This is a genomic window from Maritalea mobilis, assembly GCF_019800885.1.
GTDB lineage: Bacteria > Pseudomonadota > Alphaproteobacteria > Rhodobacterales > Rhodobacteraceae > Roseibacterium > Roseibacterium beibuensis.
In genome coordinates this window covers 1,716,123-1,737,303 of the sequence record NZ_JAHVKE010000001.1, presented here as the reverse complement: position 1 = coordinate 1,737,303, position 21,181 = coordinate 1,716,123, and the positions used below count along the sequence as shown (strand labels likewise).

The 21,181-nt window shown below is 65.1% G+C and carries 23 protein-coding genes; 5 read left to right on the top strand and 18 right to left on the bottom strand.

Features of this window, described 5'->3' with window-relative positions; all coding sequences use genetic code 11:
* Positions 1–178: 178 nt before the first annotated feature.
* Both KUV65_RS08420 and KUV65_RS08415 read left to right on the top strand, forming a co-directional pair.
* Positions 179–1,096 (top strand): ring-cleaving dioxygenase, encoded by a 918-nt coding sequence (locus tag KUV65_RS08420; protein ID WP_222189375.1) that lies wholly within the window; start codon positions 179–181, stop codon positions 1,094–1,096.
* Complete coding sequence (locus KUV65_RS08415; protein WP_222189373.1) at positions 1,096–1,764, top strand: alpha/beta hydrolase; 669 nt, start codon at positions 1,096–1,098, stop codon at positions 1,762–1,764. Before KUV65_RS08420 ends, KUV65_RS08415 begins: the two co-directional genes overlap by 1 nt.
* Before the next feature lie 6 nt (positions 1,765–1,770).
* Here KUV65_RS08415 and KUV65_RS08410 read toward each other — a convergent pair whose 3' ends face one another.
* The 6 genes from KUV65_RS08410 to KUV65_RS08385 form a co-directional block, all read right to left on the bottom strand.
* Positions 1,771–3,336: a polyamine aminopropyltransferase gene (locus KUV65_RS08410; RefSeq protein WP_222189371.1), complete on the bottom strand. Its 1,566-nt coding sequence runs from the start codon at positions 3,334–3,336 to the stop codon at positions 1,771–1,773.
* A complete protein-coding gene (locus KUV65_RS08405) occupies positions 3,333–3,551 on the bottom strand; it encodes a DUF350 domain-containing protein (RefSeq protein WP_222189369.1) in 219 nt (72 codons plus the stop codon). Before KUV65_RS08405 ends, KUV65_RS08410 begins: the two co-directional genes overlap by 4 nt.
* A 16-nt stretch (positions 3,552–3,567) precedes the next feature.
* Positions 3,568–3,744 (bottom strand): hypothetical protein, encoded by a 177-nt coding sequence (locus tag KUV65_RS08400; protein WP_222189367.1) that lies wholly within the window; start codon positions 3,742–3,744, stop codon positions 3,568–3,570.
* A 10-nt stretch (positions 3,745–3,754) separates the two neighbouring features.
* Positions 3,755–5,044, bottom strand: coding sequence for a DUF4178 domain-containing protein (locus KUV65_RS08395; protein WP_222189365.1), 1,290 nt, complete (start codon positions 5,042–5,044; stop codon positions 3,755–3,757).
* Positions 5,041–5,661 carry a DUF4178 domain-containing protein gene (locus tag KUV65_RS08390; RefSeq protein WP_222189363.1) on the bottom strand — a complete coding sequence of 207 codons (621 nt, stop codon included), beginning with the start codon at positions 5,659–5,661 and terminating at the stop codon, positions 5,041–5,043. Before KUV65_RS08390 ends, KUV65_RS08395 begins: the two co-directional genes overlap by 4 nt.
* 114 nt (positions 5,662–5,775) lie before the next feature.
* Positions 5,776–7,146 (bottom strand): aspartate aminotransferase family protein, encoded by a 1,371-nt coding sequence (locus KUV65_RS08385; protein WP_222189361.1) that lies wholly within the window; start codon positions 7,144–7,146, stop codon positions 5,776–5,778.
* 244 nt (positions 7,147–7,390) lie between these two features.
* On the opposite strand from KUV65_RS08385, the gene KUV65_RS08380 reads away from it, so the two are divergent.
* From KUV65_RS08380 to KUV65_RS08370, 3 genes are read left to right on the top strand one after another with little or no spacing between them, the layout of a single operon-like run.
* Positions 7,391–8,569, top strand: a complete 1,179-nt coding sequence (locus KUV65_RS08380; RefSeq protein ID WP_222189359.1) for a M24 family metallopeptidase — start codon at positions 7,391–7,393, stop codon at positions 8,567–8,569.
* A 59-nt stretch (positions 8,570–8,628) separates the two neighbouring features.
* A complete protein-coding gene (locus KUV65_RS08375; protein WP_222189357.1) occupies positions 8,629–10,158 on the top strand; it encodes an ATP-dependent DNA helicase in 1,530 nt (509 codons plus the stop codon).
* Positions 10,155–10,883, top strand: coding sequence for an SDR family oxidoreductase (locus KUV65_RS08370; protein ID WP_222189355.1), 729 nt, complete (start codon positions 10,155–10,157; stop codon positions 10,881–10,883). The genes KUV65_RS08375 and KUV65_RS08370 overlap by 4 nt, the downstream gene beginning before the upstream one ends.
* Before the next feature lie 68 nt (positions 10,884–10,951).
* On the opposite strand, the gene KUV65_RS08365 is transcribed toward KUV65_RS08370, so the two are convergent.
* The 12 genes from KUV65_RS08365 to KUV65_RS08310 form a co-directional block, all read right to left on the bottom strand.
* The gene (locus KUV65_RS08365) at positions 10,952–11,713 is read right to left on the bottom strand and encodes a TIGR02186 family protein (RefSeq protein WP_261331622.1); all 762 of its coding nucleotides are present in this window, start codon (positions 11,711–11,713) and stop codon (positions 10,952–10,954) included.
* Complete coding sequence (locus tag KUV65_RS08360; RefSeq protein WP_222189353.1) at positions 11,710–12,630, bottom strand: sulfite exporter TauE/SafE family protein; 921 nt, start codon at positions 12,628–12,630, stop codon at positions 11,710–11,712. Before KUV65_RS08360 ends, KUV65_RS08365 begins: the two co-directional genes overlap by 4 nt.
* A gap of 128 nt (positions 12,631–12,758) precedes the next feature.
* Positions 12,759–13,724 carry an ABC transporter permease gene (locus KUV65_RS08355; protein WP_222189351.1) on the bottom strand — a complete coding sequence of 322 codons (966 nt, stop codon included), beginning with the start codon at positions 13,722–13,724 and terminating at the stop codon, positions 12,759–12,761.
* A gap of 4 nt (positions 13,725–13,728) precedes the next feature.
* A complete protein-coding gene (locus KUV65_RS08350; RefSeq protein WP_222189350.1) occupies positions 13,729–14,898 on the bottom strand; it encodes an ABC transporter permease in 1,170 nt (389 codons plus the stop codon).
* A 3-nt stretch (positions 14,899–14,901) separates the two neighbouring features.
* The gene (locus KUV65_RS08345) at positions 14,902–16,440 is read right to left on the bottom strand and encodes an ABC transporter ATP-binding protein (protein WP_222189348.1); all 1,539 of its coding nucleotides are present in this window, start codon (positions 16,438–16,440) and stop codon (positions 14,902–14,904) included.
* Between the two features lie 131 nt (positions 16,441–16,571).
* Positions 16,572–17,561, bottom strand: coding sequence for a BMP family lipoprotein (locus tag KUV65_RS08340; RefSeq protein WP_222189689.1), 990 nt, complete (start codon positions 17,559–17,561; stop codon positions 16,572–16,574).
* 174 nt (positions 17,562–17,735) lie between these two features.
* Positions 17,736–18,158, bottom strand: a complete 423-nt coding sequence (locus tag KUV65_RS08335) for a GNAT family N-acetyltransferase (RefSeq protein ID WP_222189346.1) — start codon at positions 18,156–18,158, stop codon at positions 17,736–17,738.
* 2 nt (positions 18,159–18,160) lie between these two features.
* Entirely contained in the window at positions 18,161–18,799 is a 639-nt protein-coding gene (gene tsaB / locus KUV65_RS08330) for a tRNA (adenosine(37)-N6)-threonylcarbamoyltransferase complex dimerization subunit type 1 TsaB (RefSeq protein WP_261331713.1), read from the bottom strand.
* Positions 18,800–18,809: 10 nt separating this feature from the next.
* The gene (locus tag KUV65_RS08325) at positions 18,810–19,373 is read right to left on the bottom strand and encodes a NifU family protein (protein ID WP_222189339.1); all 564 of its coding nucleotides are present in this window, start codon (positions 19,371–19,373) and stop codon (positions 18,810–18,812) included.
* Positions 19,374–19,458: 85 nt separating this feature from the next.
* Positions 19,459–19,914, bottom strand: a complete 456-nt coding sequence (locus tag KUV65_RS08320; protein WP_222189337.1) for a universal stress protein — start codon at positions 19,912–19,914, stop codon at positions 19,459–19,461.
* A gap of 69 nt (positions 19,915–19,983) precedes the next feature.
* The gene (locus KUV65_RS08315) at positions 19,984–20,847 is read right to left on the bottom strand and encodes a branched-chain amino acid aminotransferase (protein ID WP_222189335.1); all 864 of its coding nucleotides are present in this window, start codon (positions 20,845–20,847) and stop codon (positions 19,984–19,986) included.
* A gap of 38 nt (positions 20,848–20,885) precedes the next feature.
* The gene (locus KUV65_RS08310; protein WP_222189333.1) at positions 20,886–21,089 is read right to left on the bottom strand and encodes a hypothetical protein; all 204 of its coding nucleotides are present in this window, start codon (positions 21,087–21,089) and stop codon (positions 20,886–20,888) included.
* Between the last annotated feature and the right edge of the window lie 92 nt (positions 21,090–21,181).

The following is a 21,181-nucleotide window of genomic DNA, read 5'->3' as shown; positions in this document are numbered from 1 at the left end:
ATGATGCGCGGAATGATCGGGCGGAGCAAACCGAAAAGGCTGGGGCGGCCGGCACCCGCCACCTCTCAGATTACGCACAGACCCCATGCGCGCATGTGCATTGAGGCAGGAGAGATTACGGCCATTTTACCGGCAGACACCGGCCAAACCGCCGATGAGCCATTCAAGGAGGAGCGAAATGTCCAAGACCATTCCCGGCATCCACCACGTGACGGCCATTTCCGGGCCGCCGCAGCCCAATGTCGATTTCTTCACCGGCCTGCTGGGTCAGCGGCTGGTCAAGAAGACCGTGAATTTCGATGCGCCCGACACCTACCACCTCTATTACGGCGACAACGCCGGGTCGCCCGGCACCATCCTGACCTTCTTTCCCTTCGCCAATGCGGGCCCCGGCCGGGCCGGCGCAGGGATGGCTAGCGCCTATGCCTATGCCGTTCCGAAGGGTGGGTTTGATGCGTGGATGGAAAAGCTGGCCTCCGACGCCGTCGATTTCGAAGGCCCGGTCGAGCGGTTCGGCCAGCGCGTCATCACCCTGCGCGACCCCGATGGCGCACCGGTCGAGTTGATCGAAACGGAGCGCGAGAGCGCGGACGCGTTGGATGGGTTCCACTCCGTCACCCTGTGGGAGCGTGACCTTGCGCCGACCGCGAAGCTCTTGACCGATATCTTCGGCTATCGAGAGCAGGGGCACGAAACCATCGATGGGGTCGAGCGTCTGCGCTTCGCCGTTCCGGGCGATGCCCGCGGCACGGTGGTCGACCTGATGCGCTCGGACGCGCCGTCGATCGGTCGGCAAGGGGCCGGGACAATCCATCACGTGGCCTTCCGGGCTGAGGATGACGACACGCAGATGGCTTGGCGCGAAGCGGTGGCCTCGGCCGGGTTCGACGTTACGCCGCAGATCGATCGGCAGTATTTCAACGCGATCTACTTCCGCGAGCCGGGCGGCGTTCTGTTCGAAATCGCCACCGATCCGCCGGGCTTTGCCGTGGATGAACCGCAGGAAACCATGGGGCAGGAGCTGAAGCTGCCGCAGCAGTACGAACCCATGCGCGACCGGATCGAGGCGGTTCTGCCGCCGCTGAAGGTGGCGTGATGGCCGTGGATCAGGAAACCCCGCTGCGTGTCGGCGGGGTTAACCCCGCCATGGCCCGCATGGGGCTGGTGCTCGTGCATGGTCGGGGTGGCTCGGCTGCCGATATCCTCGGTTTGGGCGAGGCGCTGGCGCTGCCTGATATTGCGACCATTGCCCCCGAAGCCCCCGGGCGGAGTTGGTGGCCGACCTCGTTCCTTGCGCCGATGGGGCAGATGAACCCGCATGTCGACCGTGGCCTGGCTGCCGTCGATGCGGCCATCGACGCCTTGGTCGAAGGGGGCCTGCCGCGCGAAAAGATCGCGCTGGCGGGGTTCAGCCAAGGCGGATGCCTTGCGCTGGAATACGCGGCGCGCAAGGGCGGCTTGGCGGCGGTGTTCGGCCTGTCGGCGGGGTTGGTCGGCACGCGGGACGCCATGACCGGTGGGCCGCAGCCGGCGCTTTACGGGTTTGCCGCCAAGGCCTTCGACTACGACACGGACCTCTCTGGCACGCCGGTCGAGATCACGGTGCATGAAGAGGACCCGCACATCCCGCTGGCGCGGGCACAAGAGAGCCTCGCGGTCTTCGAGCGGCTGGGTGCGCGCGCGCGACTGCACGTGGCGCCGGGGCCGGGACACGGCATCACCGACGCGGGCATCACCGCGATGCGGGCGCACCTGAACGGCTAGGCGGGCCTAGCGGAACCAGTAATCCCATCCGCGTTGATATAGGGCCACGAGCGGATGGCCCTGTATCGAGTTCACCCCGACCTCGACCGGGCCGGTATCGCCGGGAAAGACCTGCGCGGCGTCCCATTGCGCCTCGGTCAGAAAGCGCAAGCCGTCGGGCAACTCCGGTGCTCGGCCTTCGGCGGGGAGTGTCGGGCCTGCCATCACGAACCCCCAATCTCCGAAACTTGGCACATAGGCGTGGTAGGCCAGCGTCTCCAAGGTGCTGTCCGGCGCGAAGGGATTTCTGGCCGCATCCAGCGTTGCGGAGACCGTCCAAAAGGCGTCGCGCGCGAAGGTCGGCGACCCGGATTGCGTGACGATCAGCCCTTGGGCTGTCAGCCGCTCGACCAGCATGTTGTAGAACTCGATCGAATAGAGCTTCGACAGAGCGATGGTCTTGGGGTCAGGCAGGTCGGCGATGACCACGTCGTAAAGCGCGTCATCCTCGGCGATGAAGCTCCATGCATCGGCGGACACGATCTCGACCCTCGGGTCAGTCAGTGCGCCGTTATTCAGTGCGGCAAGGTCGGGGTTGGTCGCAAAGATCTCGGTCACGCGCGGGTCGAGGTCCACCAGCGTAACCCGCTCGACGCCATCGTGGCGCAGCACCTCGCGTGCGGCCATCCCGTCGCCACCGCCAAGGATCAGGACATGCGCGCGGCGCGGGGCGAGGCCCATGGCGGGATGCACCAGCATCTCGTGGTAGCGGTGCTCGTCAAGGCTGTCGAACTGGATGGAGTGGTCGAGGAACAGGCGGTAGCGTTCGTCGAAGCGCGTAATGGTGATGGATTGATAGGGCGTCTCTTCGCGGAAGATGACCTCGTCCTGGAACAGGCGCGCATCGACGCTGGCGACCAGCCGCTCCGACAGGACCAGCGCGGTCAGCGCTGCCAGAAGGAAGGCCGCCCAAGGCAGCCACAGCCCCCTGGGCAACCGGTCGCGGAACAGCCACAGCGAAAACCCGGCGACGGCCAGGTTCATCACGCCGAAGGACAGCGACGCCGCCATCAGCGACAGGTTCGGCACGATCAGAAGTGGAAAGGCGAGAGAGGCCGCCAACGCCCCGATATAGTCGGCGGTCAGGACATTCTCGAAGCGGAATTCGGCGGCCCCGATCTCTTTCAACACCCGCGTAATGAGCGGGATTTCCATGCCCGACAGGATGCCGATGGCCATCAGGATCGCGTAAAGCGGCAGGCTTACCGCGCCGTAGATCGCGTAGGCGAAGAACAGGAGCGGTCCGGCAGCCCCGCCAATGACGCCAAGCGCGATTTGGGTGCGCACGAAGCCCGACAGCGCATCGCCCACGAAGCGCGACAGCCACGCGCCGGCCCCCATCGCCGTCAGGAACACGCCGATCACGAAGCTGAATTGCCGGATGGAATCCCCGAGCAGGTAGCTGGAGATCGTTGCCGCGATCAGCTCGTAGATCAGGCCCGCGACCGCGACGAAAAAGGTCGCGGCCAGCAGCCAGACGACCTTCAGATCCGGCCCCGGCTGGCTTGTCCCGCTCTGGTCGGAAATGCTCAAGACAGGATGACGGCGGCGATGATGATCGACATGGAGATGAAGACCGACGCGATCAGCACGGCCAGCGAGGTGTTCTGGTCTTCCTCGATCTCCTTGATGATCGAGAAGGGCGACATCAGCTGGATCACCTTCCAGCTGCCCCACAGCAAGATCAGCCCAAGCGCCGTGTAAAAGATGGTCGAGACGACCTCGGCCCAGACAATTGCGTCAAGCATCACGCATCCTTTCCGTTCATTTGACCCGTCCGAATGAAGAATAGCCGCCGCCGGTGCCGGACCCGGCGCGAATGGAGGCGGCACTGGCGGCCAGATCGCCGCTTTCGCGCGCGACGCCGAACCACGAAAGATAGGTGGCCCCCGACAGGAAGGCGGCGCAGCCCAGGATGATGACAAGGCGGAACGGGGTCATGGCGTCACTCCTAGTCCGACCAGTCCGACCCGGCAAACCGGCGTGCGTGGTAGACAGAACGCCGCGCGGTGACGGCCATCCAGCCAAGCCCGAACAGCACGGCCGCGATGATCAGCCAGAACGCGCTGATCTTGCCTTCTTCGACGCTGAGCGTGACGGTGCTGGCCGGGCGCCCGCGCAAACCTTCCGTGCCGTCTTCTTCGAGGGTCAGCGTGATCGTGTGTGTTCCCGTCTCGGCGGGGCGGAACCGGATTCTGTCGCTGTTCGAGCCTTCGCTCCAGCGCTCGCCATCCTCAATCCCCTGGTAGTATTCGACCACGCCCACACCGGCGGTAAGGGGTTCCCCGCTTGGGCCAGCGACTTCGGCGGAGAAGGCAGACCACCCGTTATCCGCGTTGCCCTGCAAGCTGATGATGCTGAGTTGCGAGGCATTCGTCACGTCGAAGCTGAAATTCTTGGGAAGGCTGTCGACGGGAACGCGCGTGGGCGGCATCACGACCGATCCGCTGCCGCCGGAGAGCGTGACGGCAAGCACAACGGCTCCGATGGCGGAGGCCAGCAAGGATCGGCGTAGGAACCCTTCTTCTCGCATCGGCTTGTAGGGGGTCAACGCGTGGCGCTGGGCCGAACCGATGGCCGCCGCATCCAAGCCGAGTTCCGAAAGAACCGTGTCACGGTCCATCAGTGTCGTAAGTTCCACCTCGCGCTCGGTCTCGCTGCGGGTGAGCGACAGCATGGCCGAGGGGCCCAACAGGGTGATCGTTTCAGTGGTCTCGCCGATCCGCGGCACCCAGTTGAATTCGCCTTCCATGAAGTCGATCTGCGCGACCGTCGTCTCGTAATACTTGTAGCGCTCGCCCGCATACTGGCGCGTCGGTGGAGTCTCGGCCCGTTCCACGGTGCCGGAACTCAGCCAATGGCCCATGTTGAAATCGCGGATCTTGCGGGTGAACAGGACATGGCCGTCCTCCCAACTCAACCAGGCGTAGCCATGGGTGGGTGAGAAAAGCTGGTGTTCGACCCAACGCCATGTGCGTCCGCGATAGGTTTCACTCATGCCGAGCGTACCGATCACGGTGAAGGGTACGTCCCGGTATGTCAGGCTCATGCCGATCTTGACCGGGCTGTCGGGATGGTCGCGTTTCCCGATCGAGGTCAGGATCTTGTAATTATCCTGCGTGTCGAGGACCGCGCCGCAATAGCCGCAGACATGCGACAGGACGCGCCCGCCGCCCAGAACCGAGAGGCCGGCCCCGCACTGCGTACAGTTGATCGAGGAAAGCGCGTCTGCCCGTGTCATGCGCCCGACCGCACCGTGAGGGTGAAGGGATCAAGCCAGACGCCTTCGAACCATTGATGCACGCCGTCCCAGAACTCGCCAGACAGCACCTCCCCGTCGCGGCCAGCGGCGTTGATGAAGAGATGTTGCTCACCGATTTCCAGAACTTCGGGAAACTCGCCACGGATCGCGACGCATTTGGCCAAGTCGGCTTCGGTCACGGTGTATTTTCGGCCTTGATACGTGAAGTCATGGCCAACAGGCAGCGGGTCGGGTTGGCGCGGGCCGGACCCGGGCGGAAAGGCGCGTTGCAGCACGACATCACCTTCATCGATCGACAGCCATGCGCCATCGCCGTTGCCATCGAGCGCCCACATCTCGTCCCAGAAGCCGCGACCATAGTCGAAACGGGCATGGCCCACGACCTCGAATTGCGTCCCGTCGGCCCAGACCGCGTCGCCGATCCCGAACAGCATCGGGGTTTCGTGCATCACTCCGTGATCGCCCATCGGGGCAAGCGCGTCCTGCCCGCGAAAGAGGGTCGTGCCACAGGCTGGGCAATCGAACATGCGTGTGGAGTGCCGAAGCTCGGGAAATCCATAGCCGCAATTCGGGCAGGTCAGGGCAGGGTCGGGCATCGGCAATCGTGACGTGATCGAAATCGGAAAAGAAAAGCGCGGTCATGTAACCGCGCCGGGGGAAAGGGGTAAAGGGGGAAGGCTGTGGGCGCCTTCCCCGGTGTGGGCCTGTGGTTAGCCCAGCACTTCCTTGATCGCGTCGGCGGTGGCCTGAACCACCGTGTCGGCTTCCTCGCGCGAGAGGCAGAGCGGCGGGGCGTAGCCGATAATATCGCCCTGCGGCATGGCGCGGGCCACGACGCCGCGACGGCCCATCGCCGCGACCACCTGCGGGGTGATCTTGTCGGCGGCATCAAAGAAGGTGCGGCTGTCGCGATCCTTGACCAGTTCCACGGCGGTCAGCATCCCTTCGCCGCGCACTTCGCCGACATTGGCATGCTCGCCGATGGCCTCGGCCATGGTCTTGGTCAGGTAAGGGCCGACCTCGCCCGCGTTCTGCACAAGGTTCAGGCTGTCGACCAGTTTGAGGTTTGCAACCCCGGCCGCCGCCCCGATCGGGTGCGCCGAGTAGGTCCAGCCGTGGCCGATGGGGCCGTTTTCATCGGTGCCCTGTTCCAGCACCTTCCAGACCTTGTCGGACAGGATGGACCCCGACAGCGGCGCGTAGGCGCTGGTCAGGCCCTTGGCGATGGTCATGATGTCGGGCGTGATGCCGTAATGCGGGCTGCCGAACATCGACCCCAGACGCCCAAAGCCGGTCACGACCTCGTCCGCGATCAGAAGGATATCGTGCTTGCGCAGGATCGGCTCGATGGCCTGCCAGTAGCCGGCGGGCGGCGGCACGATCCCGCCCGTGCCCAGCATCGGCTCGGCGATGAAAGCGGCGATGGTGTCGGCACCCTCGCGCTCGATCATCTCTTCCAGGTCGGCGGCGCATTTCGCGGTGAACTGCTCCTCGGACAGGGACAGGTCATCGCGCCGGTAGTAATAGGGCGAGGTGGTGTGCAGCACCGTGTCGAGCGGCAGGTCGAATTTCTGATGGAAGAGCGTCAGGCCGGTCAGCGAGCCCGACATCAACCCCGAGCCGTGATAGCCGCGCCAGCGCGAGATGATCTTTTTCTTCTGCGGCAGGCCGCGGATGTTGTTGTAGTACCAGACCAGCTTGATGTTGGTCTCGTTGGCGTCCGATCCGCCAAGGCCGAAATAGACCTTGGACATGTGATCCGGTGCACGCTCCATCACCATGTGGGCCAGCGTGACCGAGGCCTCGGTGCCGTGGCCGACATAGGCGTGGTAATAGGCCAGTTCGCGCGCCTGATCGGCGATGGCCTCGGCCACCTCCTGCCGTCCATAGCCGATATTCACGCAGTAAAGCCCGGCGAAGGCATCCAGCATCCGGTTGCCGTCACGATCGGTGATGAAACAGCCCTCGGCTGTCTTGATGATCTTGCCCGGTGCCTCGCCCCGCGCGTGCTGCGCAAGGTGCGTCGAGGGGTGCATGAAGCTTTCGCGATCCCATTTCGCGAGTTCGTCATTGGTCAGCATTCGGGAGACTCCTTTTCGATTTGGGCGCAGTCAAACGTGAGGGCGGGGCAAAACGCAACCCGGGGCGGTGCATCTGCCGCAGGAGAGGCACGGCATTGGCAGGCCGCCCGCTGAACGGGCATACTGCCCGGTATCCGACTGAAAGGTCGCGCATTTGCGTGGGGCGGTCGGCTTTGGCATTGCACCCGATGGCGTTCCGCGGTGACGTGGCCGAGCCCTGTTCACGAACCTGAAAGACGCGCCGATGGTCTCTCGCATCTACAACTTCCCGACCGAAGAATACCAGATCCGCATCGCGCGCACCCGCGCCGAGATGGAAAAGCGGGGACTCGGCTGGATCATCGTCACCGACCCGTCAAACATGGCGTGGCTCTCGGGCTATGACGGCTGGTCCTTCTACGTGCACCAGGCGGTGCTACTGGGCTTGTCGGGCGATCCGTTCTGGTGGGGGCGCGGGATCGACACACGCGGGGCGCTGCGCACGGTCTGGATGGAGGACGAGGCCGTTCACGGCTACGATGACACCTATGTGCAGAACCCCGAGAAGCACCCGCATGAGACGCTGGCCGAGCTGATCCGCCAACAGGGCGGGTCCAAGGGGCGGATCGGCGTGGAACTGGACAACTACTACTACTCTGCCGCCGCCCATCAGGTGCTGGTGAAGGAACTGCCCGAGGCGGAGTTGATCGACGCCACCGGCCTCGTCAACTGGCAGCGCGCCGTGAAATCCCCCGCCGAGATCGAGTACATGCGCCGCGCCGCCCGGATCGTCGAGCATATGCACCGCACCATCCTGGAGGTGGCCGAACCGGGCCTGCCCAAGAACCGGCTGGTGGCCGAGATCTACCGCGCCGGGGTCGAGGGGGCCGAGGGGCACTGGGGCGACTATCCGGCCATCGTGCCCATGACGCCTTCGGGCATCGACGCGACGGCACCCCACCTGACATGGGACGAACAGCCCATGCGCGAGGGCGAGTCGACCTTTTTCGAGATCGCCGGCTGCTATCGCCGCTACCATTGCCCTCAATCGCGCACGCTGTTCCTGGGCCACATCCCCGACAAGTTCCGCGAGGCCGAAAAGGCCGTGGTCGAGGCGACCGAGATGGCGTTGGAGGCCGCCAAGCCCGGCAACACCTGCGAGGATATCGCCATCGCGTTCAACACGACGCTCAATCGCTTGGGCTTTGAAAAAGACGGGCGCTGCGGCTATGCCATCGGTCTCAGCTATCCGCCCGACTGGGGCGAGCGGACCATGAGTTTCCGCCGTGGCGACAAGACCGTTCTGGAACCGGGCATGACTTTCCACTTCATGCCCGCGCTCTGGCTCGATGATGGCGGGATCGAGATCACCGAACCGATCCTCATCACTGAGCAGGGGCACGAGTGTTTTTCCTCCCTGCCGCGCGAGTTGAACGTCAAGTGAGCTGACCCGCGACGCGTTTCGCCCTCGCGCCCGTGGTCGGGCTTGGGTAGGGTCCGTCCATGACCGTGCCCATGCCCTTTTCCGACGATCAAGCCCACGCCCATGACCGCATCGCCGAGGCGCTGCGCGGGATGGGCGTGGACCTCGACCACGAAACGCTCACCCCGGCGGTCGAGGGGAAGTCGACCGTTCTCGCCGTCGTCGGCAAGGCCGGATCGGGCAAGACGCTGCTCTTGGCGGAACTCGTCAAAAGCCTGGAGGCCGCTGGCGTCGATATCGTCTCGGGCGATTGGGAGGGCAAACGCCGTCGCGAACGCCGCACCGTCGCCGTTCTGGCCCCCACCAACAAGGCCGCCAGCGTGTTGCGCCTGCGCGGGGTGCCTGCGACCACGATCCACCGCATCCTCTACACGCCGGTCTATGACCCGGAATACGAGAAGGTCGCGGAATGGCTTGCGGGGCAGGGCGACCGCCCCGAGATCGAGGCGCTGACGGACGAGGCGCTGGATCGCGCCAAGGCCGTCTACGAGGTGCATAAATCCGTGCCCGCCGCGCTAGCCGCCGCCGGGCTGCGCGGGTCCGATTTCATCACCGGCTGGAAACGGCGCGACGACCCGCTCGACATCGGGCTGATCGACGAATCCTCGATGCTGGATGAAAAGCAGTTCGAGGATCTGTGCGAGATCTTCCCGATGCTTGTTCTCTTCGGTGACCCGGCGCAGCTGGCCCCGGTTGGACAGTCCGGCCAGATGGTGTTCGACCGCTTCAGCCCCGAGAAGAAGCTGGAACTGCGCCGCATCCACCGGCAGGACGCCGACAATCCGATCCTCGATCTGGCGCATGCGCTGGGCGACCCGGACCTCAGTTTCGAGCGGTTCGAGCGCATGGTCGAGGATGCCGCCGCCCGGGACGACCGCGTGCAGGTGGCGCCGCGCGTCGACAGCGACATGATGGCCCGCAGCCCCGTGCTCGTCTGGCGCAACGCGACCCGCATCCGCCTCATCGCGGCCTTCCGCGCGGCCCATGGTGCGCCCGAGGACGCGCTTCTGCCGGGCGAGCCCCTGATCTGCGACGGGATCGAACTGCCGCTCAAGCACCGCAAGAAACGCATCGACCTCGAAGCGCGCGGCCTGATCAAGGGCGCCCCGGTGATCTATCTCGGCCCCGGCTCCAAGCCCGGCTTTTCACGGCTGCACGTGATCGGGGCCGAGAACCCGCGCTTCTCCGCCGCCTCCATCGTCAAGATCGAGAAACCCGACGAGGAAGAACCCTTCATTCCTTATGCCGCCCGCATGGGCGCGGCCTTTCTGCATGGGGCAGCGGTGACGATCCACAAGGCGCAGGGTTCGCAATGGCCCGAGGTGCAGGTTTTCGCACCCGATCTCTATGCCGCCTCGCGCGCAGGCCGGATGGAAGCCGGTCAGGCGCTGTGGAAACGGTTGGCCTATGTCGCCATCACCCGCGCCGAGGAACGCCTGATCTGGGTCACACGCTACCGCCTGTCGCGCCCCAAGGCCGAGTTGCGCACAGACGATCTTGTCGCGCCCGCCGCCCCCCTCGCCCTCGAAGCACAGGAGGAGACCCCATGAAAACCGCCATCGTCACCGGGGCCAGCGCTGGGATTGGCCGCGCCGTGGCCGAAAAGCTCCTCGGCGCGGGGTGGACCGTCGGTCTGATCGCGCGGCGTGCCGATCCGCTCGAAGCCATCGCCGCCAGCCATGACCGCGCCGTGGCGCTGCCTTGCGACGTTGCCGACCCCGATGCCGTGCAGGTTGCCTTTCACGACTTCGTCGAAGGGCAGGGGCGCCTCGACCTGCTTTTCAACAACGCGGGCATCTTCACCCCGGCGGCTCCGATCGACGAGATCGCCGTCGACGATTGGAAACGTGCGGTCGACGTCAACCTGACAGGCATGTTCCTGTGCGCGCGCATGGCCTTTCGCCTAATGCGCAGGCAGGCCCCGCAGGGCGGGCGCATCATCAACAACGGATCGATTTCCGCCCATGTCCCGCGCGAAGGCGCCGCCCCCTACACGGCGACGAAACATGGCGTCACCGGCCTGACCCGGCAGATCGCGCTCGATGGACGGCCTTTCGATATCGCCTGTGGTCAAATCGATATCGGCAACGCTGAAACCGACCTTCTGCGCGGCATCGCCGAGGCTGCTGTCGCAGCGGGCAAGGCCCCGCCACCGATGATGGACGTGGACCACGTGGCTGACGCAGTTCTGGGCATGGCCGACCTGCCGCTCTCGGCCAATGTCCTGTTCCAGACGATCATGGCGACGAAAATGCCCTATGTCGGGCGCGGATAGCTCCAACCCACCCCTTCATCTTGGCCAGAAAACTCCGGGGGTGCGGGGGCAGAGCCCCCCCGGGTCCCTCAGCTGCGCAGAAAGCGGAAGGCTGCCGAAGCGCCCCAACCGGCGGCGATTGCGATAATCAGTGACAGGATGCCGTAGACCAGGGGTTGCTGGTGGGCGAGGTTGTAGATCAAGCGTTCCAGCCCGACCTTGCGCACGGCGATGTCGGTCTCGAATGCGTCGATCACCTCGCCGTCCCGGGTCAGGAAAATCCGGGTGCGGTAATCGCCCTCGGTCAGGTTCGCCGGCAGCCGGATCGAGGTGTCGAACAAGGTTTCGTCGCGCAGTGTCACCGCGCCTTCGTTCAACTGGTAAAGCCGATCGTCCATGCGCAGCCGGATCAGCGCGTCTGTGAAATTCGAAAGATCGCCGACATCGACGCCGACGGCGCGGATCGCGCGCGGGATCGAGATGCGGTGGCGCAAATCCTCGGTCTGTGTCAGCGCGATCGCCATGGGCGAGGTGCTGGCCACGGCGTAAAAGGTCGGGGCCGAGTCCACGTCCGCCGCGTCCGTGTTCACCCAGATGCCGAACCGGCGCTCCTTGCGGCGGACGGTCACGGGGCGGCTTGGCCCCTCGACCGTGATGATGACCTCCAGCGGTGCGCCTTCGGGGGCGGGGGCCTCTCGGCTGACCGCGCCGAAAATCAGGATCTCGGAGCCTTCGAAATTCGTGGTGATCGAGATCGCGTCGCGGCTGAGGCCGGCGACAACCCGTTCGGCCATGGCTGGCGTGGCAAAGGCGACCAGCGCCGCAAGCAGGATCGCGAGGCGCCGGATCATTGGATCACCTCGGCCAGCGAATAGAGGTCATTGGGATAGAGCAGCAGGTCCAGCGCGATCTTGCCGCAGACCCCCAAAACCATCAGCGCCAGAAGGATGCGCAACTGCTCGGCCTTCATCTTCACGCCGATCGTTGTGCCGATCTGGGCGCCGATCACCCCGCCCACGATCAGAAGAAGCGCCAGCACCATATCGACGGTGTAGTTCGTCGTGGCGTGCATGATCGTCGCAAAGCCGGTCACGAAGATGATTTGGAACAGCGAGGTGCCGACCACGACCTTGGTGGGCATGCCCAGCAGGTAGATCATCGCCGGGACCATGATAAAGCCCCCGCCCACGCCCATGACAGCGGCGAGGATGCCAACCAGAAGGCCCACCACCAGCGGCGGGATCGCCGAGATATAGAGGCCAGAGGTGCGGAACCGCATCTTGAAGGGCAGCCCGTGGATCCAGCCGATATGCCTGCGTTTGGGCGGCGGTGCTCCACCGGGAATCCGGGACCGTTTCAAGGCCTTCAGGCTCTCGATCAGCATCAGACCGCCGATCACCCCAAGGAAGACGACGTAGCAAAGCTGCACCGCCAGATCGACCTGGCCCAACCGGGTGAGCAGCGCGAAGATCTGCACGCCCGCGCCGGCCCCGACAAGGCCGCCGATCAGCAGCACCACGCCCATTTTCAGATCCACGGTCTTTCGTCGGAAATGCGCCAGAACGCCCGAGATCGAGGATGCGACGATCTGGTTCGACTGGGTCGCCACCGCAACGGCGGGCGGGATGCCGATGAAAAAAAGCAAGGGCGTCAGAAGGAACCCGCCGCCCACGCCGAACATGCCGGACAGGATCCCCACCAGCCCGCCAAGGCCAAGCAGCAGAAACGCGTTCACGCTGACCTCGGCAATGGGCAGGTAGATTTGCATGGGCGGCTTCCCGTTCTGCGCCCTTACAGATGTAACGCGGGGCCATACCTGTGGCTAGACTGCTCACATCGCGAAAGCTCGGAAAGGCGGGAAGGCCTCCCGCCTTTCGCAGGCGAAACGCGGAACGGTCAGCGCTCTTTCACGTAAGGCTCGCCGCCCGCACGCGGCGGAATGGCCCGGCCCACGAACCCGGCAAGGATGATGACGGTCAGGATGTAGGGCAGCGCCTGCATGAACTGGACCGGGATCACGAAATCGCCCAACTGGATATTCTGGTAGCGGTTGCCCACCGCGTCGAGCAGGCCGAAGAGCAGGCAGGCCATCAAGGCGTACCAGGGCCGCCATTTCGAAAAGATCAGGGCCGCCAGCGCGATGAAGCCGCGCCCCGCGCTCATGTCCTTCACGAACCCGGCGGAAAGCGACGTGGCAAGATAGGCCCCCGCGATCCCGCACAGAACGCCGCAGATCAGCACGGCGGCATAGCGCAGGCCGACGACCGAGATACCGGCGGTGTCGACAGCGGCGGGGTTCTCGCCCACGGCGCGCAGGCGCAGGCCAAAGCGTGTGCGGAACAACACCCACCATGTCAGCGGCACGATCAGCAGCGCGACATAGACAAGGATGGAGTGGCCCGAGATCAGGTTGGCATAGATCGGCCCGATCACCGGGACATCCGCGACCGCGTCGGCGAAAGGCAGGGTGATCTCGGTGAACCGGGCATCGCCGGTCAGCGCAGGTGTACGGCCGCCCTGGCGGAACGCGGTTTGTGCGATCACGACCGACAGGCCTGCTGCGAGGAAGTTGATCGCCACACCGGAAATCAGCTGATTGCCGCGGAACGTGATGGAGGCCACCCCATGCAACAGCGCAAGGATCATCGAGGCCCCGATGCCCGCCGCCAGCCCCGCCCAGGCGCTGCCGGTGACGAAGGCGATGGCTGCCGAGGCGAAGGCTGCGGCCAGCATCTTGCCCTCGAGCCCGATATCGAAAATCCCCGAGCGTTCCGAGAACAGCCCCGCAAGGCAGGCCAGCAAGAGCGGCGTGGCCAGTCGCACCGTCGAGTCGAGGATCTGGAGGATGGTCAGGAAATCCATTGGATCACTCCTCGCGTTGGGCGGCTGGTGCGCCGGTATGGGCCGCGTCGGGCTTGGGGTTCGGCGCCGCGGCGGCCGCCGCCGCCTCTTGCCGCCGGTGACGGGCGAGGAAGAAGGCCTCCATCGGCATCCGCACCATGTTGTCCAGCGCCCCGGTGAACAGGATCACCAGCGCCTGGATGACCACAATCATCTCGCGGCTGACGGCAGGCATCTCGAATTCCAGTTCGGCCCCGCCCTGGTAGAGCGCTCCGAACAGCAGCGCGGCGAGGAACACGCCCACCGGATGCGACCGTCCCATCAGCGCCACGGCAATGCCGACGAAGCCCGCGCCCTGCACGTTGTCGATCACCAGCCGCTCGGCCTCGCCCATGACACCGTTGATCGCCATCATGCCGGCCAGCCCGCCCGAGATCAGCATGGAGACCATGACGATCTTGACCGGGTGGATGCCGGCATAGACGGCGGCGGTCTCGGAATGGCCGAAGGCGCGGATCTCGTAACCCAGCCGGGTGCGCCAGATCAGCAGCCAGACGAAGACGCAGGCAAGGATCGCCACGAAGAAGGAGACGTTCAGCGGCGTTGACGGGCGGAACCCGAGGAAGCCCGCGAATTGCGACGCGTTGGGCAGGTGCACCGCCTCGGGGAAGCGGGCGGTTTCGGGCGCCATGGAGCCGGGCACGCGGAACACGTTGACCAGCAGATATACCAACAACGCCGAAGCGATGAAGTTGAACATGATCGTGGTGATCACGATATGGCTGCCCCGTTTTGCCTGCAGGTAGGCCGGGATCGCCGCCCAGGCCGCCCCGAAGACGGCAGAGCCGATCACGGCGGCCAGCAGCGCGACGGACCAGTGCGGCCATGGGATCGTCAGGCAGATGATCGCAACACCGAGGCCCCCGAGCGCGGCCTGCCCCTCGCCCCCGATGTTGAACATCTTGGCATGGAAGGCGACGGCCACGGCCAGCCCGGTGAAAATGAAATTCGTGGTGTAAAAGAGCGTGTAGCCCCATCCATAGGCGTTGCCGAAGGCACCACGGATCATGATCTGCATCGCTTCGATCGGGCTTTCGCCGATGAAGATCACCACAAGCCCCGACACCAGAAGCGCCAGGATAACGCTGATCAACGGGATCAGGATGACATCGGCCCATTTAGGCATCTTGTCCATGGGTTACGCGGCCCCCTTGGTCATGCCGGCCATCATCAGGCCCAGCTCGTTTTCATCGGTTTGGTCGGGCAGGCGTTCGCCCATGATCTGCCCATCGAACATGACCGCGATGCGGTCGGACAGGCCCATGATCTCGTCCAGTTCCACCGAGACCAGCAGGATCGCCTTGCCCTGGTCGCGCAGCGCGATGATCTGGCGGTGGATGAATTCGATCGCGCCGATATCGACACCGCGGGTCGGCTGACCGACCAGCAACAGGTCGGGGTTGCGCTCCATCTCGCGGGCGACGACGATCTTTTGCTGGTTGCCGCCCGAGAAGTTGCGCGCCGGCAGGCGCGGGTTGCGCGGGCGGACGTCGTATTGCTCCATCTTCTCGGCAGTGTCGGCCTTGATCGCGGCGTTGTTCATCAAGAAGCGATTGGCCTGGTAGGCCGGGTCGTGATGATAGCCGAAGGCCATGTTTTCCCACGCCTCGTAGGGCATGATCAGGCCTTCCGACTGCCGGTCTTCGGGGACATGGGCGATGCCACGGGCGCGGCGCGACTGCCCGTCGGATTTCGCGCCGGTCAGGTCGATCGCGTCGCCGTTCATGCGCACGGTTCCGCCCTGTGCCGGGATCATGCCGCCCAGCACCTCCAGCAATTCGGATTGCCCGTTCCCCGCAACGCCAGCGATGCCAAGGATCTCGCCCGCACGGATCTGGAAGGAGATGCCCTTGAGCTTGTCGACCCCGTGATGGCGCACACGCAGGTTGTCGACCTCCAGCACGGTCTTGCCGGGTTTGGCCGGGGCCTTGTCGACCCGCAGCAGCACCTTGCGGCCAACCATCAGTTCGGCCAGTTCGGCAGGCGAGGTGTCGGACGTCTTGACCGTGGCCGTCATCTGCCCGCGCCGCATGACCGACACGGTATCGGTCACCTCCATGATCTCGCGCAGCTTGTGCGTGATCAGGATGATGGTCTTCCCCTCTTCCTTCAGCCGTTCGAGGATACGGAACAACTGGTCGGCTTCGGCAGGGGTCAGAACGCCGGTCGGCTCGTCAAGGATGAGGATATCGGCCTGGCGGTAGAGTTGTTTGAGGATCTCGACGCGTTGCTGGTGGCCAACGGACAGATCCTCGATCCTGGCGTCGGGGTTCACCTCCAGCCCGTATTCGGCGGCGAGGTCGGTCAGAAGCTTGCGCGCCTTGGAGATCGAGGGCTGCAGCATTGCCCCGTCCTCGGCCCCGAGGATGACATTCTCGACCACGGTGAAATTCTCGACCAGCTTGAAATGCTGGTGGACCATCCCGATACCGGCGCGGATGGCGGCCTGGCTGTCGGGGATCGGGGTCAGCTGTCCGTTGATGTAAATCTCGCCCTTATCGGCCTTGTAGAAGCCGTAGAGGATGGACATCAGTGTGGATTTCCCCGCGCCGTTCTCGCCCACGATGCCGTGGATCGTGCCCGGCTGAACGGAGATCGAGATGTCCTTGTTGGCTTGCACAGGGCCGAAGGCCTTGGAGATGCCGCGGAGCTCGATGGCGGGGGGTGTGCTGGTCATGGGCGACCCTTTGGCGGATGGGGGCGTGTCCTGATGGGAAACGGGCCGCGGGCGTGTCATGCCGCGGCCCGGTCCGGTTTTTCGGCGCATGCACCGGTGGGGGCAAGCCCTGCCGGTGCGTCATGCCGTCCTTATTGCATCTGCACGGGGCAGGTGCCGTCGTCCGAGAAATTGTGAACCTCGATATCACCGGCGATGATCGCGGCGCGCGCTTCGTCCACGGCGGCCATCATCTCTTCGGTGATCAGTTCTTCGTTATATTCGTCGAGGGCGTAGCCCACGCCCTCTTCCTCGAGGCCGAGAACGACGAGGCCGGGTTCGATCTCCTCACCGGCGGTGAAGGCGTTGTAGACGGCCACGTCGACGCGCTTGAGCATCGAGGTCAGCATGGAGCCCGGGTGCAGGTAGTTCTGGTTCGAGTCGACGCCGATGCCGAACACACCTGCGTCGGCGGCGGCCTGAAGAACGCCGATACCGGTGCCGCCGGCGGCGGCATAGATCACGTCGGCGCCACGCTCGATCTGGCCGCGGGCCAGTTCACCGCCGCGCACCGGGTCGTTCCATGCGGCCGGCGTGGTGCCGGTCATGTTGGCCAAAACGGTTGCATCGGGGTTGGCGGCCACGGCGCCCTGGGCATAGCCGCAGGCGAAGCGCGAGATCAGCGGGATGTCCATGCCGCCGACGAAACCGACCGTGCCGCTTTCCGAGGCCATCGCGGCCAGCATGCCGACGAGGTAGGAGCCTTCATGCTCCTGGAAGATGATCGACTGCACGTTGGGCTGGTCCACCACGGCGTCGATGATCACGAAGCTGGTGTCGGGGTATTCCGGCGCGATCACGTCCAGGGTCGAGCCAAAGGCGAAACCGGCCATGACGATCGGGTTGGACCCGGCCTCGGCCAGGCGGCGCAGCGCCTGTTCGCGCTGGGCGTCGTTCTGAAGCTCGATCTCGCGATAGCTTTCGCCGGTTTCCTCGGCCCACATCTCGGCGCCGTTGAAGGCGGCCTCGTTGAAGGAGCGGTCGAACTTGCCGCCGAGGTCGAAGACGAGGGCCGGTTCGGCCAGCGCGCCCGTGGCAGTGATTGCCAGCGCGGCGGCCGCGCCGAGGAAGGACTTCATCATGCTCATGTGTATCTCCCGGTTGGTGGGGGGCTGCACATTGAGGCAGGCAGCCCTCTCGCATCAAAGATCGTCACGATCCTCGGCGTGAATTAAGGGCAAAGGGACGGGGAAGGGTCAACCGGATTCTGCCATGAGGCGCCGATAGGATCGACGTATCGCAGGGGTGTCGCTGCGTCAGGCGGCAGGCGACAGCGCTTTGCGCAGCAGGAGGGCATCGCTGCGTGATCCATCAGCTTGTGCGTAGTAGTTCGCGCGAAGGCCGGTCTGCTCGAAGCCTGCTGAACCATAAAGCGCGCGGGCCGGTGCGTTGGTCATGTCCACCTCGAGAAAGAGGCAGGACGCGTCAAGTGCCGCGGCACGCTCCAGCGTCTCATCCAGAAGCGCGCGTCCCAAACCTTGGCCCTGCCGGGCGGTGTCGATGACGATCGTCAGCAGTTCGGCCTCGGGCGGGATGACCTGGATCAGGGCGAACCCATGCGGTGCGGTGATGGCATGGGTGCTTGGCCGGTCAAGCAGGGCGGCGATTTCCGTCGCCGTCCACGGGCGGCTGTCGGGAAATGCCGCCGCGTAGAGCGCTGCCATGGCCTCGGGCGTCATGGTCACCCCGGCAGGATCACGGGGCCGGTTTCACGCGACGGTGCGGCATCGGCAGGGCGGATATAAAGCGGCGCAGGGCGCGGAAGGTCCGGGTCCTGCCAGCGCTTCGCCGCGATGCGGGCGATGGCAGATGCGGGGGCGTGGGCGGCCGGGGCGTGTGCCGCGCCAATCGACTGCGCGACCTCGTCGCTGCGCTGGCCGACAACGGTGATCCCGGGCAGGGCCCAATCCCGCGCCTCGGACAGCGGCACGAGGTCTGGTCCCCGGTCGGCGCTGTCGGCGACACGTTGCAAATAGAGGTTGTCCCTGCGCGCATCGAGGCAGGCCAGCAGCGGGCGCGGCGCGTCAAGCGCAAGCGCATCGAGAAGCGTGACGCCCACCGCCGGAATCCCTAGGGCCAAGGCCAGCCCGCGCGCGGCAGAAACCGAGATGCGGATGCCGGTGAAATTGCCGGGGCCGATCCCGACACCGATTGCATCGAGATCGCGGAGGGTCACGCCCGCCTCGTCCAGCACATCCTGGATGAGCGGCATCAGCCGTTCGGCCTGTCCCTTGCCCATCTCCTCATGGGCCGCCGAGATGACACGATTGCCCGACAGCAAAGCGGCCGCGCAGTGCGCGGCCGATGTGTCGAAGCCCAGGATCAGGGGGTCAGACGGTGACAGGGCGCACCTCGACCACTTCGGGGATGTAGTGCCGCAGCAGGTTCTCGATCCCCATCTTGAGGGTCAGCGTGGACGAGGGGCATCCCGCGCAGGCCCCCTGCATGTGCAGGTAAACCACGCCACGGTCAAACCCGTGGAAGGTGATGTCGCCGCCATCCTGCGCCACGGCCGGACGCACGCGGGTGTCGAGCAGGGTCTTGATCTGGCCCACGATTTCGGCGTCTTCGCCCTCATGATCGGCATGGCCACCGGCGGCCTGCCCTTCGCCTTCCATCACCGGCGCGCCGGATTGGAAATGCTCCATGATGGCGCCGAGAATGGCCGGCTTCACGTGATCCCAATCCGTTTCCTCGGCCTTGGTGACCGTCACGAAATCGGTGCCGAAGAACACGCCCGTCACGCCCGAGACAGCGAAGATGCGCTGCGCGAGCGGCGAGGTGCCTGCCGCATCGGCCGACGGGAAATCCGCGGTGCCGGACTCCAGCACGGACTGTCCGGGCAGGAATTTCAGCGTGGCGGGGTTCGGAGTGGATTCGGTCTGAATGAACATGGGACGAGATCCTTATCAGTTTCGTCAGATATGCGGATCGCGCGCCGCGAAGTCAAGGTTTGGAATGATTCTAAACTTTTCCCATTCAGGTGATCTGTTCAAGCTGTTCCTTGCTCAGCTCCACGGGAACGATGGTGATGGGAACGGGCAGGGTGCCGGCTGTCTTGGTCAGCTTGGTGACAAGCGGCCCGGGGCCGCCCTTGTCCGACCCGGCACCCAGCACCAGCACGCCGATCTCGGGTGTTTCGCGTATATGGGCCAGGATCTCGTCCACCGGCTCACCCTCGCGGATCACGAGGGTCGGGTCGACGCCCTGTTTGTCGCGCATCCACTTGGCGAAGACGTTGTAATGCGCCTCGATCCGTTCGCGGGCCTCGGCGCGCATGACCTCTCCGACACCGATCCAGTGGTTGAACTCATCCGGCGGAATGACGGACAGGATCTCGACCCCGCCCGCCGTATTGGCGGCCCGCATCGCAGCAAAGCGCATTGCGTTCAGGCATTCGCGGGTGTCGTCGAGTACGACGAGAAACTTGCGCATGGATCCATCCCTTACCGCGCCCGAGCATGGCGCGGGCACGGGCGTGTTGCAACGGGAATGATGCCGGGGTCAGGCCGTGGCGCGGGCCCACTCCCAGTAGAGGTCGTAGGCGCGCTTGGCGACGGGGCCATGCTGGTAATGGGTGCCGTCGAATTCCGAAACCGGCGTGACCTTGTTGAGGTTGCCGGTCAGGAAAACCTCGTCGGCCTGGCGGAAATCGTCGAAGGTCAGAACGGTTTCCACCACCTCGTGCCCGTCGGCGCGCAACAGCGCGATGTGCCGTTTGCGCGTGATGCCCGGCAGGAAGGTGCCGTTCGGAATGGGGGTGTAGATGACGCCGTCGCGCACCATGAAAACATTGGCGCTGGCGCTTTCGGCGACATTGCCCATGGCGTCGGCGACAAGCGCGTTGTCGTACCCTTTCGACATGGCCTCGGCCAGCATCCGGGCGTTGTTCGGGTAAAGGCAGCCTGCCTTGGCATTGCAGACGTTGTCGGCCAGGACGGGGCGGCGGAACTGCGTGGTGGTCAGGCGCACGGTCTTGTTGGGATCGGCCATCGGGATCTCTTCCAGCGACACGCAGAAGCCCGCGGGCGACTCAGCCGGCAGGATGCCGAGCGCACCGCCGTCGATGCCCCAGAACATCGGGCGGATATACACCGCGGCGTCCTCGGGGTAGCGTTTCACGCCTTCCCAGACGATGTCGAAGATTTCCTGCGGGGTTTGAGCCGGGTGAAGCATCAGCGCGCGGGCCGAGTTCACGACACGCTCGCAATGGGCCATCAGGTCGGGGGCAAGGCCGTCGACATAGCGCGCGCCATCAAAGACAGTGGTGCCCAGCCATGACCCATGGTCGGCTGCCCGCATGATCGGAACATCCGCATCATGCCAAGCGCCTTCGAAAAATGTCTTGATGTTCGTACCCGTAGCCATCTCGCCCTCCGAATTTCGAGGGCGAGACTAGGCCCGGATCAGGCGGAAGGTCCAGAGGTGAAACCCTGCTGGTATTCCATGGACGCACCGCTGCTATGCGCCTCTGCCTTGGTGGCCGGGCGCTTTAGCGGGCGGGATTGGACACGGGCCACACCGGCGCGCGCATCAAGGGCGGCGGTCCGGGTGGGGCGGGTCATGACGCGGTCAGCCGGACGGCGACCGGTAGGCACGTGGGTGCTCATGGCGGTTCTCCCCAAAAGGATCGTCGATTTCAGGATAGGCAAAACATAACCATCGGTTTGTAAAAGTCAAATGACAGCGGTGGCGCTAACGC